The organism is Streptomyces sp. NPDC050619, from assembly GCF_040654815.1.
GTDB lineage: Bacteria > Actinomycetota > Actinomycetes > Streptomycetales > Streptomycetaceae > Streptomyces.
In genome coordinates this window covers 146073-160745 of record NZ_JBFAIR010000026.1, presented here as the reverse complement: position 1 = coordinate 160745, position 14673 = coordinate 146073, and the positions used below count along the sequence as shown (strand labels likewise).

Annotated in this window: 9 protein-coding genes; 6 read left to right on the top strand and 3 right to left on the bottom strand. The window is 70.3% G+C overall.

The features are described 5' to 3' along the window. Window positions 1–303 precede the first annotated feature (303 nt). Entirely contained in the window at window positions 304–1191 is an 888-nt protein-coding gene (locus AB0I77_RS35220; RefSeq protein WP_363286837.1) for a cellulose-binding protein, read from the top strand. Window positions 1192–1310: 119 nt separating this feature from the next. After that, a complete protein-coding gene (locus AB0I77_RS35215; protein WP_363286836.1) occupies window positions 1311–2501 on the top strand; it encodes an alpha/beta hydrolase in 1191 nt (396 codons plus the stop codon). Between the two features lie 67 nt (window positions 2502–2568). Here AB0I77_RS35215 and AB0I77_RS35210 read toward each other — a convergent pair whose 3' ends face one another. Next, entirely contained in the window at window positions 2569–4086 is a 1518-nt protein-coding gene (locus AB0I77_RS35210; protein ID WP_363286835.1) for an MFS transporter, read from the bottom strand. A gap of 441 nt (window positions 4087–4527) precedes the next feature. On the opposite strand from AB0I77_RS35210, the gene AB0I77_RS35205 reads away from it, so the two are divergent. The 3 genes from AB0I77_RS35205 (at window position 4528) to mfd (ending at window position 11746) form a co-directional block, all read left to right on the top strand. Beyond that, the gene (locus AB0I77_RS35205) at window positions 4528–5316 is read left to right on the top strand and encodes an ABC transporter ATP-binding protein (RefSeq protein ID WP_363286834.1); all 789 of its coding nucleotides are present in this window, start codon (window positions 4528–4530) and stop codon (window positions 5314–5316) included. Beyond that, window positions 5313–7877, top strand: coding sequence for an FtsX-like permease family protein (locus AB0I77_RS35200; protein WP_363286833.1), 2565 nt, complete (start codon window positions 5313–5315; stop codon window positions 7875–7877). The genes AB0I77_RS35205 and AB0I77_RS35200 overlap by 4 nt, the downstream gene beginning before the upstream one ends. Window positions 7878–8206: 329 nt before the next feature. Next, window positions 8207–11746, top strand: a complete 3540-nt coding sequence (gene mfd / locus AB0I77_RS35195; RefSeq protein ID WP_363286832.1) for a transcription-repair coupling factor — start codon at window positions 8207–8209, stop codon at window positions 11744–11746. A 77-nt stretch (window positions 11747–11823) separates the two neighbouring features. Here mfd and AB0I77_RS35190 read toward each other — a convergent pair whose 3' ends face one another. After that, window positions 11824–12012: an antitoxin gene (locus AB0I77_RS35190; protein WP_363286831.1), complete on the bottom strand. Its 189-nt coding sequence runs from the start codon at window positions 12010–12012 to the stop codon at window positions 11824–11826. A 163-nt stretch (window positions 12013–12175) separates the two neighbouring features. On the opposite strand from AB0I77_RS35190, the gene AB0I77_RS35185 reads away from it, so the two are divergent. Next, window positions 12176–12955: an HNH endonuclease family protein gene (locus tag AB0I77_RS35185; RefSeq protein ID WP_363286830.1), complete on the top strand. Its 780-nt coding sequence runs from the start codon at window positions 12176–12178 to the stop codon at window positions 12953–12955. 19 nt (window positions 12956–12974) lie between these two features. Here AB0I77_RS35185 and murJ read toward each other — a convergent pair whose 3' ends face one another. After that, complete coding sequence (gene murJ / locus AB0I77_RS35180) at window positions 12975–14672, bottom strand: murein biosynthesis integral membrane protein MurJ (protein WP_363286829.1); 1698 nt, start codon at window positions 14670–14672, stop codon at window positions 12975–12977. Between the last annotated feature and the right edge of the window lies 1 nt (window position 14673).

Sequence of the window (14673 nt, the reverse complement as noted above, 5' to 3'; positions counted from 1 at the left end):
AGCCTCACAGGGCCCTGAGCCGTCCGGTCCCTACGGATCTCGAAGTCCATTGCATCCCCTGAACTGGGGTGTTGCAACGACCACTAGAACCCAAGGTCGTGTGATCGGGCCCGGCCCTTCGGCATGCGCCGTATGACCGTAACCTCTCCGCGACCGAAACCTCTCCGCGACCGTAACCCCTCCGCGACCGTAACCTCTCCGCGGAGTGTCGCGTTGTGCCCGTTTACACCCGATACATCAAGATATGCGCGAAATCATCATTTCGCGTCCGTCCGTGTCGGTTCGGCGGAGAGGGGTTCCAGGATGAGCAGCGCAGCGGGGTCGCCACATGGATTCGTGGCCGTACGGGGGCGCGGCTACCGTCCCGAACAGGTCGACGCGTACGCCCGCGCCCTCTCCCGCGACCGCGACGCAGCCTGGGAGCGCGCCGCCCGTCTCACCGTGCTCGCCAAGGAGATGGAGGCGGAGGCGGTGGCGCTGCGGGAGACCGTGGCGCAGCTCGCTCCGCAGACGTACGAGGCGCTCGGCGAGCGTGCGCGGCGGCTCTTCCAGTTCGGGGAGGAAGAGGCCGCGGCCGTGCGGGAGGGGGCGCGGCAGGAGGTGCAACGCCTTGTGGAGGAGGCACGGGCGCGCGCGGACAGCGTGCGCGGGGCCGCACAGGCGCACGCCGACACCGTGCGCGCCGAGGCGGACGAATGTGCCCGGCAGCTCCTGCTCGCGGCCCGCGCCGAGGCCGACGAGATCCGGATCGGCGCCCGGCGCGAGGTGAAGGAGCGCCGCGGTGAGGCGCTGGCCGGGCTGCGCGAGATGCGGCAGCGCACCACCGGGATGCTCGCCGAGCAGGCCAAGGAGCACGCCGAGCGGTGGGCCGAGGCCGAGCGGGAGGCGCAGGAGCGGGTGGCCGCGCTGGACGCCCGTCATGCCGAGCGGGTGACGCGGGCCGAGTCCGCCTTGTCCGAGGCGAAGCAGGCGTTCGCCGAGGCGGAGGAGTCGGCTCGGCGGCGGCAGGAGGAGGCGCGGGCGCGGGCCGCGGAGGTGGTGGAGGAGGCGCGGGCGCGGGAGGAGCGGATCGCTCGGGAGACGGAGCGGGTGTTGCGGGAGCACGGCGAGCGGTGGGACGACGTACGGGCGCACATGGATCACGTGCGGAACAGTCTGGCGACACTTACGGGACGGGCCGCGCTGGAGTGAGGGTGCTTGTCCGTCCGACTGGGGACGGACAAGCGGGGCCGGGCGTCCGCCCGAGGTATGGCTCCTGTGGTCCCACGAGCGGACGTCAAGTACTGGGCCCGCGCCCTAACGTCCTCTGCATGAACAGACCACGCCACTTATCCACAGCCACTGCCACTGCCACTGCCACAGCCACGGCCGCCGTGCTCGCGCTCACCTTGACCCTGACCCTGCCGATCGTCGGCGCGGGCACCGCAGCCGCAGTGCCCGCAGCCGCAACCGCCTCCGTCGCCGTTGACGCCCCGGTCCAACTGCCCCGCCCCACCGGCCCGTACGCGGTCGGCCGCGGCACGCTCCATCTCGTCGACGCCGACCGCGAGGACCCCTGGGTGCCGTCCGCCGGCCCGCGGCAGCTGATGGTGTCGATGTACTACCCGGCTCGGTCCGCAACGAGCGGGCCCACAGCCCCGTACATGACCGACGAGGAGGCGCGCCTGCTGCTGCGCCTGAGAGCACCGGACGCCACCGTCGCGCCCGAGGTGATCAGCGGCGTCCGTACCTGGGCCCACACCGACGCGCGTCCGGCGCGCGGCGCGTTCCCGCTTGTGGTGCTCTCGCCCGGCTTCACCTTCCCGCGCGCCACCCTCACCGGCCTCGCCGAGGACCTGACCAGTCGTGGGTACGTCGTCGCGCTGGTCGACCATCCGTATGAGAACGCCGGTACGACCCTGCCCGACGGGCAGACCCTGCCCTGCGCCATCTGCGACGAGCCTCCCGCGGGCGGCATCGCGGAGGTCGCCCGGAGCCGGGCCGTGGACGTCTCCTTCGTGCTCGACCGGCTGACCGGCCGTCACCCCGCCTGGCGGTACGCCCGCATGATCGATCCGAAGCGGATCGGCATGGCCGGGCACTCGATCGGCGGCAACGCCGCCGCCGCGACGATGGGCGCCGACGCGCGCGTGCGGGCCGGCGCGAACATGGACGGTACGTTCTTCGTCCCCCTCCCCGACCTCGACGGCCGTCCCTTCCTGATGTTCGGGGCCCAGGCCAGGACCCTCGACACGACCTGGGATGAGGCCTGGGCCCACCTGGACGGCTGGAAGCGCTGGCTGACGGTCGCCGGAGCCGACCACGGCTCCTTCACCGACGTGCCGCTCCTCGCGGAGCTGGCCGGCATCCCCGATTCCAGCCAGCTCCCCTTCGAGCGCGAGCAAGCCCTCACGCGCGCGTACATCGCGGCTTTCTTCGACCGGCACCTGAAGGGGATCGCACAGCCACTGCTCGACGGGCCGTCAGCGGCGAACCCCGAGGTCTCCGTCCGACTGCCCTGACACCTCCCTGCCCTGACACCTCCCTGCCCTGACTCCTCCCAGGTATTGACCGGTCTTGACCCGTAGGTCACTCCTTGAGGACCGGGAACCTGCGCGGCGCCAGGAACAGCAGCACCAGGAACGCCACCGCCGCCGCGCACCCCGCCCCCAGGTACACCGTGTGCACCGCGTCCGCGATCGCCCGACGGGTCGCCTCGGGCGCGGTGCCCGCGTCCAGGGCGCGTGTCATCGAGTCGAGGTCGCTCGCGCCGCCGAGCCGTGCGGCCAGGACGCCGTTCGCGACCGCGCCGAAGAGCGCCGCGCCGATCGTCTGGCCGGTCTGCCGGCAGAACAGGACGGACGCGGTGGTCGTGCCGCGTTCCGCCCAGCCGACCGTCGACTGGACGCCGACGAGCAGCGGGAGTTGGAACAACCCCAGCGCACAGCCCAGCAACAGCATCAGCAACGTCGGCTGCCAGGCCTGGCCCGGATACGGCAGCAACGGGAACGCCAACAGGATCAGGGTCGCCGTTCCGATGCCCAGCATCGCCGTGTTGCGGAAGCCGATGCGCCGGTACACGTGCTGGCTGAGCGCCGCCGACACGGGCCAGCTCAGCGTCCATACGGAGAGCACGAATCCGGCGGCGACCGGCGCCAGGCCGAGCACCGACTGGGCGTACGTCGGCAGGAACACCGTCGGCGCCACCATCAGCAGCCCCAGCGCGCCGAGGGCGAGGTTGACCGCGGCGATCGTACGGCGGCGCCACACCCACCCGGGGATGATCGGCTCGGCGGCCCTCCGCTCCACCAGCACCACGACTGCCACCAGCCCAAGTCCCGTACCGAACAAGGCGATCGACGGGCCCGACAGCCACGGCCACGCGACCCCGCCCTGTACCAGGGCCGTGAGCAGGACGCCGCCGCACGCGAACACCGCCAGCGCGCCCGCCCAGTCGACACGCGTACGCGTGCCGGTCGTTCTCTCGTCCTTGGGTACGACATCCTGCCCCGGCTCATGCAGGTGCCGGACGATCAGCCACAGCGCGACAGCGCCGATCGGCAGGTTGACCAGGAAGATCCAGCGCCAGTCCGCGTACGCCGCCAGCACCCCGCCCACGCCCGGTCCCGCGACCGCCGACACCGCCCACACCGTGGACAGCTTGGCCTGGATCTTCGGGCGTTCCTTGAGGGGGTAGAGGTCGGCGGCGAGGGTCTGCACCGTGCCCTGCAACGCCCCGCCGCCCAGGCCCTGCACGATCCGGAAGGCGATCAGCGCGCCCATGTTCCACGCCAGGGCGCACAGCAGGGAGCCGAGGAGGAAGAGGACCGCGCCCGCGATCAGCACGGGCTTGCGGCCGAAGGTGTCGGAGAGCTTGCCGTAGACGGGGAGGGTGACGGTCACGGCGAGCAGATAGCCGGAGAACAGCCACGAGAAGACGGAGAAGCCGCCGAGGTCGCCGACGATCTGCGGCACGGCCGTGGAGACGATGGTGGAATCGAGCGCCGCCAGCGCCATCGCGAGCATCAGTGCGGCGACGACGGCGCCGCGCCGGTCCGGTCCGGTTCGCTGTGCGGCCTCCTGTATCGCGGGTCTCGTGTCTCCCACCCAGATTCCTTCCCATTGCACCTATCTGCCGACCGACAGCTTCGCATCCGCCATGTACCTGGCGGGAGTACGCGGGACTGCTTGACCCTCACGCTGCGGGAGGGTGGAGCCTGAGTGGGCCGGAGGGTGGAGCGGACCCCGAGAACGGCTCCACCCGCCGGTGGACTGCCCCTAGGGGTACCTCCGTACTACGGCTCGGGGAGGGTTCGTACCGCCGGAGGACGAGACGGGCCGACGTGGTCCTTAATCTGGCTTTATGCCGCTGGGAGGCGGTCGGGGGCGGTTCACCGCACCCACGGGGGTGGGGTTTTCCTCAGTAGAAGACTGCGCTGAGCACCAGCGCGCCGGGCCCCCTCCTTCGGCCAGACTCATCGACGTAGCACTCCACACGACTTCGCAATTCAACGCGACTTACCTGCTGACCGACATAGGAGACATACCGTGACATCGGCTGTGACCATTCCCAGGCACGGGGGCACTGGAGGGCGTACGGCCGTTGCCGCGCGGGCGCGGCAGGTCGTGAAGGCGTACGGGTCCGGGGAGACCCGTGTCGTCGCCCTCGACCACGTCGACGTGGACATCGCCCGCGGTCAGTTCACCGCGATCATGGGCCCTTCGGGGTCCGGCAAGTCCACGCTGATGCACTGCCTCGCCGGTCTCGACGTCGTGTCGTCCGGGCAGATCTTTCTGGACGACACCGAGATCACCGGCCTCAAGGACAAGAAGCTCACGCAGCTGCGCCGGGACCGGATCGGGTTCATCTTCCAGGCGTACAACCTGCTGCCGACGCTGAACGCGATAGAGAACATCACACTTCCCATGGACATCGCCGGCCGCAAGCCCGACAAGGCGTGGCTGGACATGGTCGTCGAGACCGTCGGGCTCGCCGACCGGCTCAAGCACCGGCCGACGCAGCTCTCCGGCGGCCAGCAGCAGCGAGTCGCCGTGGCGCGGGCCCTGGCCGCCCGCCCCGAGATCATCTTCGGCGACGAGCCGACCGGAAACCTCGACTCGCGCGCGGGCGCCGAAGTCCTGGGCTTCCTGCGCCGCTCGGTCGACGACCTGGGCCAGACCATCGTGATCGTCACGCACGACCCGGTGGCCGCGTCGTACGCGGACCGTGTGCTGTACCTCGCCGACGGCCGGATCGTCGACGAGATGTACAAGCCGACCGCCGAGGCCGTCCTGGACCGCATGAAGGACTTCGACGCCCGGGGGCGCACGTCATGACCGTCGTGAAGACCTCGATGCGCAACTTCTTCGCGCACAAGGGACGCATGGCCCTGTCCGCGGTCGCGGTGCTGCTGTCGGTGGCGTTCGTGTGCGGCACGCTCGTGTTCACCGACACGATGAACACGACGTTCGACAAGCTCTTCGCGACGACCGCGTCCGACGTGACGGTCGCCCCGAAGGAGGCCAAGAGCGAGGACACCCCGCAGAACGGCAAGCCCGAGTCGCTGCCCGCGTCCACGGTGGCCCAGGTGGAGAAGGCGCAGGGCGTCAAGTCCGCCGAGGGCGCGGTCGGTTCGTCGGCCGTCACCGTCGTCAACAGTGACAACGACAACATGGGCTCCAGCAACGGCGCCCCGACGATCGCGGGCAACTGGACGAAGAACGACGAGCGTTCGATGGAGATCACCTCCGGTCACGCCCCGCGCGGACCCACCGAGGTGATGGTCGACGCCGACACCGCCGACAAGCACCACCTCAAGATGGGCGACGAACTGCGCACGATCTCCGTCGCCGGTGACTTCAAGGCGCGGATCGTCGGCATCGCCACCTTCAAGGTGACCAACCCCGGTGCCGCGATCGTCTTCTTCGACACCCCGACCGCGCAGCGCGAACTCCTCGGCGCCACCGGCCGGTTCACCCAGATCTACGTCAACGCCGAGGCGGGCCTGTCCGACACCCAGCTCAAGCAGAACGTCGCCCAGGCCCTGGACGGCACGTACAAGCTCCAGACGGCCAAGGAGAACGCCGACGAGAACCGCCAGGACGTCGGCGAGTTCATGAACGTCATCAAGTACGCCATGCTCGGCTTCGCCGGGATCGCGTTCCTGGTGGGCATCTTCCTGATCATCAACACCTTCTCGATGCTGGTCGCCCAGCGCACCCGGGAGATCGGCCTGATGCGGGCCATCGGCTCGTCCCGCAAGCAGGTCAACCGCTCGGTGCTGGTCGAGGCGCTGCTGCTCGGCTTCGTCGGCTCCGTCCTGGGCGTGGGCGCGGGCGTCGGCATCGCGATCGGCCTGATGAAGCTCATGTCGGCCGCCGGGATGAACCTCTCGACGGACGACCTGACCGTGAAGGCGGCCACCCCGATAGCCGGGCTCGTCCTGGGCGTCGTGGTCACCGTCCTCGCCGCCTATCTCCCGGCCCGCCGGGCCGGCAAGGTCTCCCCGATGGCCGCACTGCGCGACGCCGGTATGCCGGCCGATGTCAGGGCGGGCCGGGTGCGCGGCCTGATCGGCCTGGTCCTTACCGGCGCCGGTGTCTTCGCCCTGTTCACGGCGGCCTCCGCCGACAAGGCGAGCGACGGCTCGCTGATACTCGGCGCCGGCGTGGTGCTGTCGCTGATCGGGTTCGTCGTCATCGGTCCGGTGCTGGCCGGCGGGGTCGTCCGGGTGATCAGTTCCGTCCTGCTGCGGCCCTTCGGCTCGGTGGGCCGCCTGGCCGAGCGCAACGCCCTGCGCAACCCGCGCCGCACCGGTGCCACCGGCGCGGCCCTGATGATCGGCCTGGCCCTGGTGGCCTGCCTCTCGGTGGTCGGCTCCTCGATGGTCGCCTCGGCCACCAGCGAGCTGGACAAGTCGGTCGGCGCGGACTTCATCGTCCAGGGCAACCAGCGGATCGTGCCGCAGGCCGAGAAGGCGATGGAGCAGTCCCCCGGCCTGGCCCACGTCACCAGCTACAAGGAACTCGAGGCCACACTGACCTCGCCCGACGGCAAGACCGACGACTCCGGCGTCACCGCCGCGGACCCGTCGTACGCCGAGGACCTGCGCCGCGCGACCACGGCGGGCACCCTGACGGCCGCCTACGGCAAGGACGCCATGTCGGTCGGCTCGGACTACGCCAAGGCGCACGGCGTACGGATCGGCGACACCATCAGCGTCGCCTTCAAGGGCGGCGAGACGGCGAAGCTGAAGGTCGCGGCCATCACGAGCGACGACAGCGCCCTCGACCAGGGCGCCCGCTACATCAGCACCGAGACGATGCGGAAGTACGTCCCGGCCGACCAGATCCCGCCGAACACGATCATGTTCGCCAAGGCGAAGGAAGGCCAGACGGAGCAGGCGTACGCGGCGCTGAAGAAGTCGCTGGACAACTACCCGCAGTACCAGGTCCGCGACCAGACCGACTACAAGCAGGAACTGAAGGACCAGATAGGCCAGCTCCTGAACATGGTCTACGGCCTGCTCGCCCTGGCGATCATCGTGGCGGTCCTGGGTGTGGTGAACACCCTGGCCCTGTCGGTGGTCGAGCGGACGCGGGAGATCGGCCTGATGCGGGCCATCGGCCTCTCGCGGCGCCAGCTGCGGCGGATGATCCGCATGGAGTCGATAGTGATCGCCCTCTTCGGCGCCCTGCTCGGCCTCGGCCTGGGCATGGGCTGGGGCGCGACGGCCCAGAAGCTGCTCGCCCTGGAGGGTCTGAACGTCCTCGACATCCCCTGGCCGACGATCATCGGCGTGTTCATCGGCTCGGCGTTCGTGGGCCTGTTCGCCGCCCTGATCCCGGCGTTCCGGGCGGGCCGGATGAACGTCCTGAACGCGATCGCGACCGAATAGCCACCACCGAGAGCGGGGGAGGGCCCGGCGCCGAGAAGTCAGGGGGGACTTCTCGGCGCCGGGTGCGTTGGTGTCTTTTCGAGCCCAGCTTCTTGGCCGACCGAGTCGGGCGGTGGGTGGGCATAGGCCCGGGGGTCCAGGGGGCGGAGCCCCCTGGTACGCCCACACGAACCCCGAGCACCAGACAACGGGAGGGTTATCCACAGCCCCGCCGCCCAACCCGACGGCGTCGTACCCTGGAGACCCCCCGGCCCGTAACACGAGTCGGGCGATTCGCGTTGCCCGCCCCCTGAAGAACCCTGACGAACTCTGACGAAAGCCGCCCCCGAATGAGCCTGCACGGTCTGCTCGACGCCGTAGTCAAGGACCCCGCCCTCGCGGAAGCGATCACCGCGGCCGTCGACGGCAACCGCATGCACGTCGACCTGGTCGGCCCGCCCGCGGCCCGCCCCTTCGCGGTCGCCGCCCTGGCCCGCGAGGCCGGCCGCCCCGTGCTGGCGGTGACGGCGACGGGACGGGAGGCGGAGGACCTGGCCGCGGCCCTGCGCTCGCTGCTCCCGCCGGAGGGCGTCGTGGAGTACCCGTCCTGGGAGACCCTCCCGCACGAGCGCCTCAGCCCCCGCAGCGACACCGTCGGCCGCCGTCTCGCCGTACTGCGCCGCCTCGCCCACCCCAGCGCCGACGACCCCGAGACCGGCCCGGTCTCCGTCGTCGTCTCCCCCGTCAGGTCCGTCCTCCAGCCGCAGGTCAAGGGCCTCGGCGACCTGGAGCCGGTGGCCCTGAAGTCGGGCGGGACCGCCGACCTGAACGCCGTGGTCGACGCCCTCGCCGCCGCCGCGTACGCGCGCGTGGAGCTCGTCGAGAAGCGAGGCGAGTTCGCCGTACGCGGCGGCATCCTCGACGTCTTCCCGCCCACCGAGGAACACCCCCTGCGCGTCGAGTTCTGGGGCGACGACGTGGAGGAGATCCGCTACTTCAAGGTCGCCGACCAGCGCTCCCTGGAGGTCGCCGAGCACGGCCTGTGGGCCCCGCCCTGCCGCGAACTGCTGCTGACCGACGACGTGCGGGCACGCGCGCGTGCCCTCGCCGAGCAGCACCCCGAACTCGGCGAGCTGCTCGGAAAGATCGCCGAGGGCATCGCCGTGGAGGGCATGGAGTCGCTCGCGCCGGTCCTGGTCGACGAGATGGAGCTGCTCCTCGACGTGCTGCCCAAGGGCTCCATGGCCGTCGTATGCGATCCGGAGCGGGTACGCACGCGTGCGGCGGATCTCGTGGCCACCAGCCAGGAGTTCCTCCAGGCCTCCTGGGCGGCCACCGCCGGGGGCGGCGAGGCGCCGATCGACGTCGGCGCGGCCTCCCTGTGGGCCATCGCGGACGTCCGGGACCGGGCGCGCGAGCTGGACATGATGTGGTGGTCGGTGTCGCCGTTCGCGGCAGACCTCGAACTGGACGCACTGGACGCGGACACGCTCAAGCTGGGCATGCACGCCCCGGAGACCTACCGGGGCGACACGGCCAAGGCCTTGGCCGACACCAAGGGCTGGCTCGCCGACGGCTGGCGCACGGTGTTCGTGACCGAGGCCCACGGCCCGGCGGCCCGTACGGTCGAGGTGCTGGGTACGGAGGGCGTCGCGGCCCGCCTGGAGACGGACCTCGGGAAGATCTCCCCGTCGGTCGTGCACGTGGCGTGCGGGTCCATCGACTACGGCTTCGTCGATCCGGTACTGAGGCTCGCCGTCCTGACGGAGACCGACCTCACCGGCCAGAAGGCGGCCGGCAAGGACGGCGCCCGGATGCCGGCCCGCCGCCGCAAGACCATCGACCCGCTGACCCTGGAGGCGGGCGACTACATCGTCCACGAGCACCACGGCGTGGGCCGCTACATCGAGATGGTGCAGCGGACCGTGCAGAGCGCGACCCGCGAGTACCTGGTGGTGGAGTACGCCCCCGCCAAGCGCGGCCAGCCCGGCGACCGCCTGTACATCCCCACCGACCAGCTGGAGCTGATCACCAAGTACGTCGGCGGTGAGGCCCCCACCCTGCACCGCCTGGGCGGCGCCGACTGGACGAAGACCAAGGCGCGCGCGAAGAAGGCCGTCAAGGAGATCGCGGCGGACCTGATCAAGCTGTACAGCGCGCGCATGGCGGCGCCCGGGTACACCTTCGGCGCCGACACGCCCTGGCAGCGCGAGCTGGAGGACGCCTTCCCGTACGTGGAGACGCCCGACCAGCTCACCACCATCGCCGAGGTCAAGGAGGACATGGAGAAGTCGGTCCCGATGGACCGCCTGATCTGCGGCGACGTCGGCTACGGCAAAACGGAGATCGCGGTCCGGGCCGCCTTCAAGGCCGTACAGGACGGCAAGCAGGTGGCGGTGCTCGTGCCCACCACGCTGCTGGTGCAGCAGCACTTCGGGACGTTCTCCGAGCGCTACTCGCAGTTCCCGGTCAACGTACGGGCGCTGTCCCGCTTCCAGACCGACACGGAGGCGAAGGCGGTGCTGGAGGGCCTGCGCGACGCCTCGGTCGACGTCGTCATCGGCACCCACCGGCTGTTCTCCTCGGAGACCAAGTTCAAGGACCTGGGCCTGGTCATCGTCGACGAGGAGCAGCGCTTCGGCGTCGAACACAAGGAGCAGCTGAAGAAGCTCCGCGCGAACGTCGACGTCCTGACGATGTCCGCCACCCCGATCCCGCGCACCCTGGAGATGGCGGTCACCGGCATCCGCGAGATGTCGACGATCACCACGCCCCCGGAGGAGCGCCACCCGGTACTCACCTTCGTCGGCCCGTACGAGGAGAAGCAGATCGGCGCGGCCGTCCGCCGCGAACTGCTGCGCGAGGGCCAGGTCTTCTACATCCACAACCGGGTGGAGTCGATCGACCGGGCGGCCTCGCGCCTGCGCGAGATCGTTCCCGAGGCGCGGATCGCCATCGCCCACGGCCAGATGTCGGAGCAGGCCCTGGAGCAGGTGGTCGTCGACTTCTGGGAGAAGAAGTTCGACGTCCTCGTCTCCACGACGATCGTCGAGTCCGGCATCGACATCTCCAACGCGAACACGCTGATCGTGGAGCGCGGCGACAACTTCGGCCTCTCCCAGCTGCACCAGCTGCGCGGCCGGGTCGGCCGAGGCCGCGAGCGCGGCTACGCCTACTTCCTCTACCCGCCGGAGAAGCCCCTCACGGAAACCGCCCACGAGCGCCTGGCGACCATCGCCCAGCACACGGAGATGGGCGCGGGCATGTACGTCGCGATGAAGGACCTGGAGATCCGCGGAGCCGGAAATCTCCTGGGCGGCGAGCAGTCCGGCCACATCGCGGGCGTCGGCTTCGACCTGTACGTCCGTATGGTCGGCGAGGCGGTCGCGGACTATCGGGCCTCCCTGGAGGGCGGCGTGGAGGAGGAGCCGCCGCTGGAGGTCAAGATCGAGCTCCCGGTCGACGCGCACGTCCCGCACGACTACGCCCCCGGCGAGCGGTTGCGCCTCCAGGCCTACCGGTCGATCGCCTCGGTGAACTCCGAGGCGGACGTCAAGGCCGTACGCGAGGAACTCGTCGACCGCTACGGCAAGTTGCCCGAACCGGTGGAGAACCTGCTGCTGGTGGCGGGCCTGCGGATGCTGGCACGCGCGTGTGGCGTCGGCGAGATCGTCCTCCAGGGCAACAACATCCGCTTCGCGCCGGTGGAGTTGCGCGAGTCCCAGGAGCTGCGGCTCAAGCGGCTGTACCCGGGGAGCGTCATCAAGCCGGCGGCCCACCAGGTGCTGGTACCGCGCCCGAAGACCGCGAAGGTGGGCGGGAAGCCGTTGGTCGGGCGGGAACTGCTCGGGTGGGTCGGGGAGTTCCTGGCGTCGATCTTGGGGTCGTGACGGTCGTGACGCCTCGACAGCTGTGAAGCCGCCCGCAGGAGGTGGATCTCCGCGGACGGCCTCCGCTTCAAGGGAGTTCAGCGAGGCGGCTGTTCGGGCCTGTCGCGATCCATGCCGATCTGGCCTTCGATCCGCTGCTGCGCCTCGTCGACCTGGCTCTCGTACTTGTTGCCCGTCTTCTCGTTGACTTTTCGTTCCGCGGTGTCGGACATGTCCTTGCCCTTGTTGCCCTTCACCTGGTTCTTGAACTTGTCGAGGATGCCCATCCAGAGCTCCTTCCGGAGGCGACTCAAAATCGACGATACGCCCGACTAGCGGCCTATGCCCATTTAGTGCCGGTATGGTCTGGACCTCTCGGCCGCTACCTTGGGACCAGGGAAAACCGCCCGCACCGAGGCGGAACCGGGCAGGCAAGGGGAGGGACGCATCATGATGCGTCTGAGGGGCGGGGCGACGCCCGCCGTCATGACCGGGCTGGCAGCGTGTGCCGCCATGGCGCTCGTCGCCGGGTGCAAGGGCATCGAAGCCGGTGGCTCCGCACCGGAAAGCGGCGCGGCGGCACCGGCAGCGGACGGCCATGCCGTCAGCCCGCTGAAGAACCCGGACGGCACGAAGCCGGGCCTCGCCCCCGTGACGAGCGAGACCGACGAGGCCGCGGCCCGCAAACTCATCGAGACGGTGCGGACGAAGGGACGCGGCCCCAAGACGGGCTACGACCGGGACGAGTTCGGCTACGCGTGGATGGACACGGCCGACGGGGTCCCGCTGGCACGCAACGGCTGCGACACCCGCAACGACCTCCTCAAGCGCGACGGCCGGAGCCTGCGCTTCCGCTCCGGTTCCGACTGCGTGGTCATCGCCATGACCCTGCACGACCCGTACACCGGCACGACCATCGAGTGGCGCAAGCAGAAGGCCACCGAGGTGCAGATCGACCACATGGTGCCGCTCTCCTACAGCTGGCAGATGGGCTCCTCACGCTGGTCGGAGGACAAACGCGAGCAACTGGCCAACGACCCGCTCAACCTGATCCCGGCCGAGGGCCGCGCCAACTCGTCCAAGGGCGACTCCGGCCCCGCGTCCTGGCTCCCCCCGAGCAAGCAGATCCGGTGCGCCTACGCGGTCCGCTTCGCCCAGGTCGCCCTCAAGTACGCACTGCCGGTGACCGCACCCGACCGGCAGATGATGCTGAAGCAGTGCGGGGGGTGAGACAGGGGAAAGGGCCTGCTCACCTCAGGCCGGGAAGACGTCTCAACTCGCTGACCCGCAGGAGGCGGGCGAGGAGGAGATACGCCGGCAGCATCGTGGCCGTTCCCGCCGTGAGAGCGAGCGCGGTGGACCAGGCGCCGGTGTCCGTCGAGGCGGCACAGGCGCGGGCGGCGGCCCAGCCCAGTGCCGCGGCGAGACCGGCGGCGCACACCAGTTTCACGTAGGTGCGGCGCAGCCCGCCGTCGTCGAGGCTGCCACCGACTTTTCCGCGCAGCAGCCGTGCCGTCAGGGCGAGTCCGGCGACGTAGGACAGCGCGTAGCCGCCGGCCATGCCGGTCACGGCCCAGCGGGCGGGCAGCAGGACATGGCAGACCGTGGCCAGGGCGATGTTCACCGCGCCGATCCAGCAGGCCATGAAGAACGGCGTACGGGTGTCCTCGAAGGTGTAGAACCCGCGCAGCAGCAGATACTGCGCGGAAAACGGGATGAGGCCGAGCCCGAACGCCTGCAGCATCTGCCCGAGCGGCTCGGCGGAGTCGGCGTCGGCGGCTCCGTGCGCGAACATCAGCTCGGCGATCTGCGGACCGAGCGCGACGAAGAGAAAAGCGGTGGGCACGACGACGACACCGCTGATCCGCAGGGCCCGCGCGAGGTCCGCCCGCAGATCCGCGACACGGCCCTCCGCCACCGCCCTGCTCATGCGGGGCAGCAGCGCGGTCACCAGCGAGACGGTGACGATGGACTGCGGCAGCATCCAGATGGTCTGGGCGTAGGTGTAGGCGGTGTAGCCGGCGCCCGCCTTCGGCAGCTCCTGGTCGGCGGCGTTGGCGTAGTTGGTGACGACCGTCAGGGCGACCTGGTTGGCCAGTACGAACAACAGCGTCCACTTGGCCGCGTGGACGCCCGAGCCCAGGCCGGTGCCGCGCCAGTCGAACCGCGGCCGGAGCCGGAACCCGGCGGCCCGGGCGAACGGGATCAGGGTCAGTGCCTGTAGGGCGATTCCGGCGGTGGTCCCGATGCCGAGCAGCCGCACCTGCTGCGAGGTGATGTCCCCGATCTCCTCCGGCACGGTCATCAGCCCCAGATAGGCGGCGAACATGCCGATCAATACGACGTTGTTGAGGACCGGCGTCCACATCATCGCCCCGAACTTCTCCCGGGCGTTGAGGACTTGGCCGAGGATTCCGAACAGGCCGTAGAAGAAGATCTGCGGCAGCAGGAACCGTGCGAACACCACGGTCAGTTCGAACGCCTCGTGGTTGCCTGGGGTGTCGCGCATGTACAGGCCCACGATCTGCGGTGCCGCCCACACTGCCAGCGCGGTCCCGGCGCCGAGCACGGTGAGGACGAGGGTCACCAGCCGCTGCTCGTAGGCCCGTCCACCGTCGGAGTGCGTGGCGCGAGCCCGTACCAGCTGCGGTACCAGGACGGCGTTGAGCGCTCCGCCGATCAGCAGGGTGTACAGGCTGGTCGGCACGGTGTTCGCCGTGTTGTACGTGCTGGCCAGCAGGCCCGTGCCGAGCGCCGCGGCTTGCAACACCTGACGGATCAGCCCTGTCGCCCGCGACACCACTGTGCCCATGGCCATCAGCAGGGACGACCGGGCCAGGCCTTGCCGGCCGGCCTTCTCCCGCCGGGCAGCGTGCCGTCCCCCGGCCCGCGGACCCTGTGTGCTCGAGGGCGCGGCCTCGGCCGTGCCCTTCGTCCCCTCCACCATG

Excerpts from the sequence above, each read along its gene's own strand:
- AB0I77_RS35220 (WP_363286837.1), top strand. The coding sequence starts at position 304 with ATGAGCAGCGCAGCGGGGTCGCCACATGGATTCGTGGCCGTACGGGGG.
- AB0I77_RS35215 (WP_363286836.1), top strand. The coding sequence starts at position 1,311 with ATGAACAGACCACGCCACTTATCCACAGCCACTGCCACTGCCACTGCC.
- AB0I77_RS35200 (WP_363286833.1), top strand. The coding sequence starts at position 5,313 with ATGACCGTCGTGAAGACCTCGATGCGCAACTTCTTCGCGCACAAGGGA.
- mfd (WP_363286832.1), top strand. The coding sequence starts at position 8,207 with ATGAGCCTGCACGGTCTGCTCGACGCCGTAGTCAAGGACCCCGCCCTC.
- AB0I77_RS35190 (WP_363286831.1), bottom strand. The coding sequence starts at position 12,012 with ATGGGCATCCTCGACAAGTTCAAGAACCAGGTGAAGGGCAACAAGGGC.
- AB0I77_RS35185 (WP_363286830.1), top strand. The coding sequence starts at position 12,176 with ATGATGCGTCTGAGGGGCGGGGCGACGCCCGCCGTCATGACCGGGCTG.
- murJ (WP_363286829.1), bottom strand. The coding sequence starts at position 14,672 with ATGGTGGAGGGGACGAAGGGCACGGCCGAGGCCGCGCCCTCGAGCACA.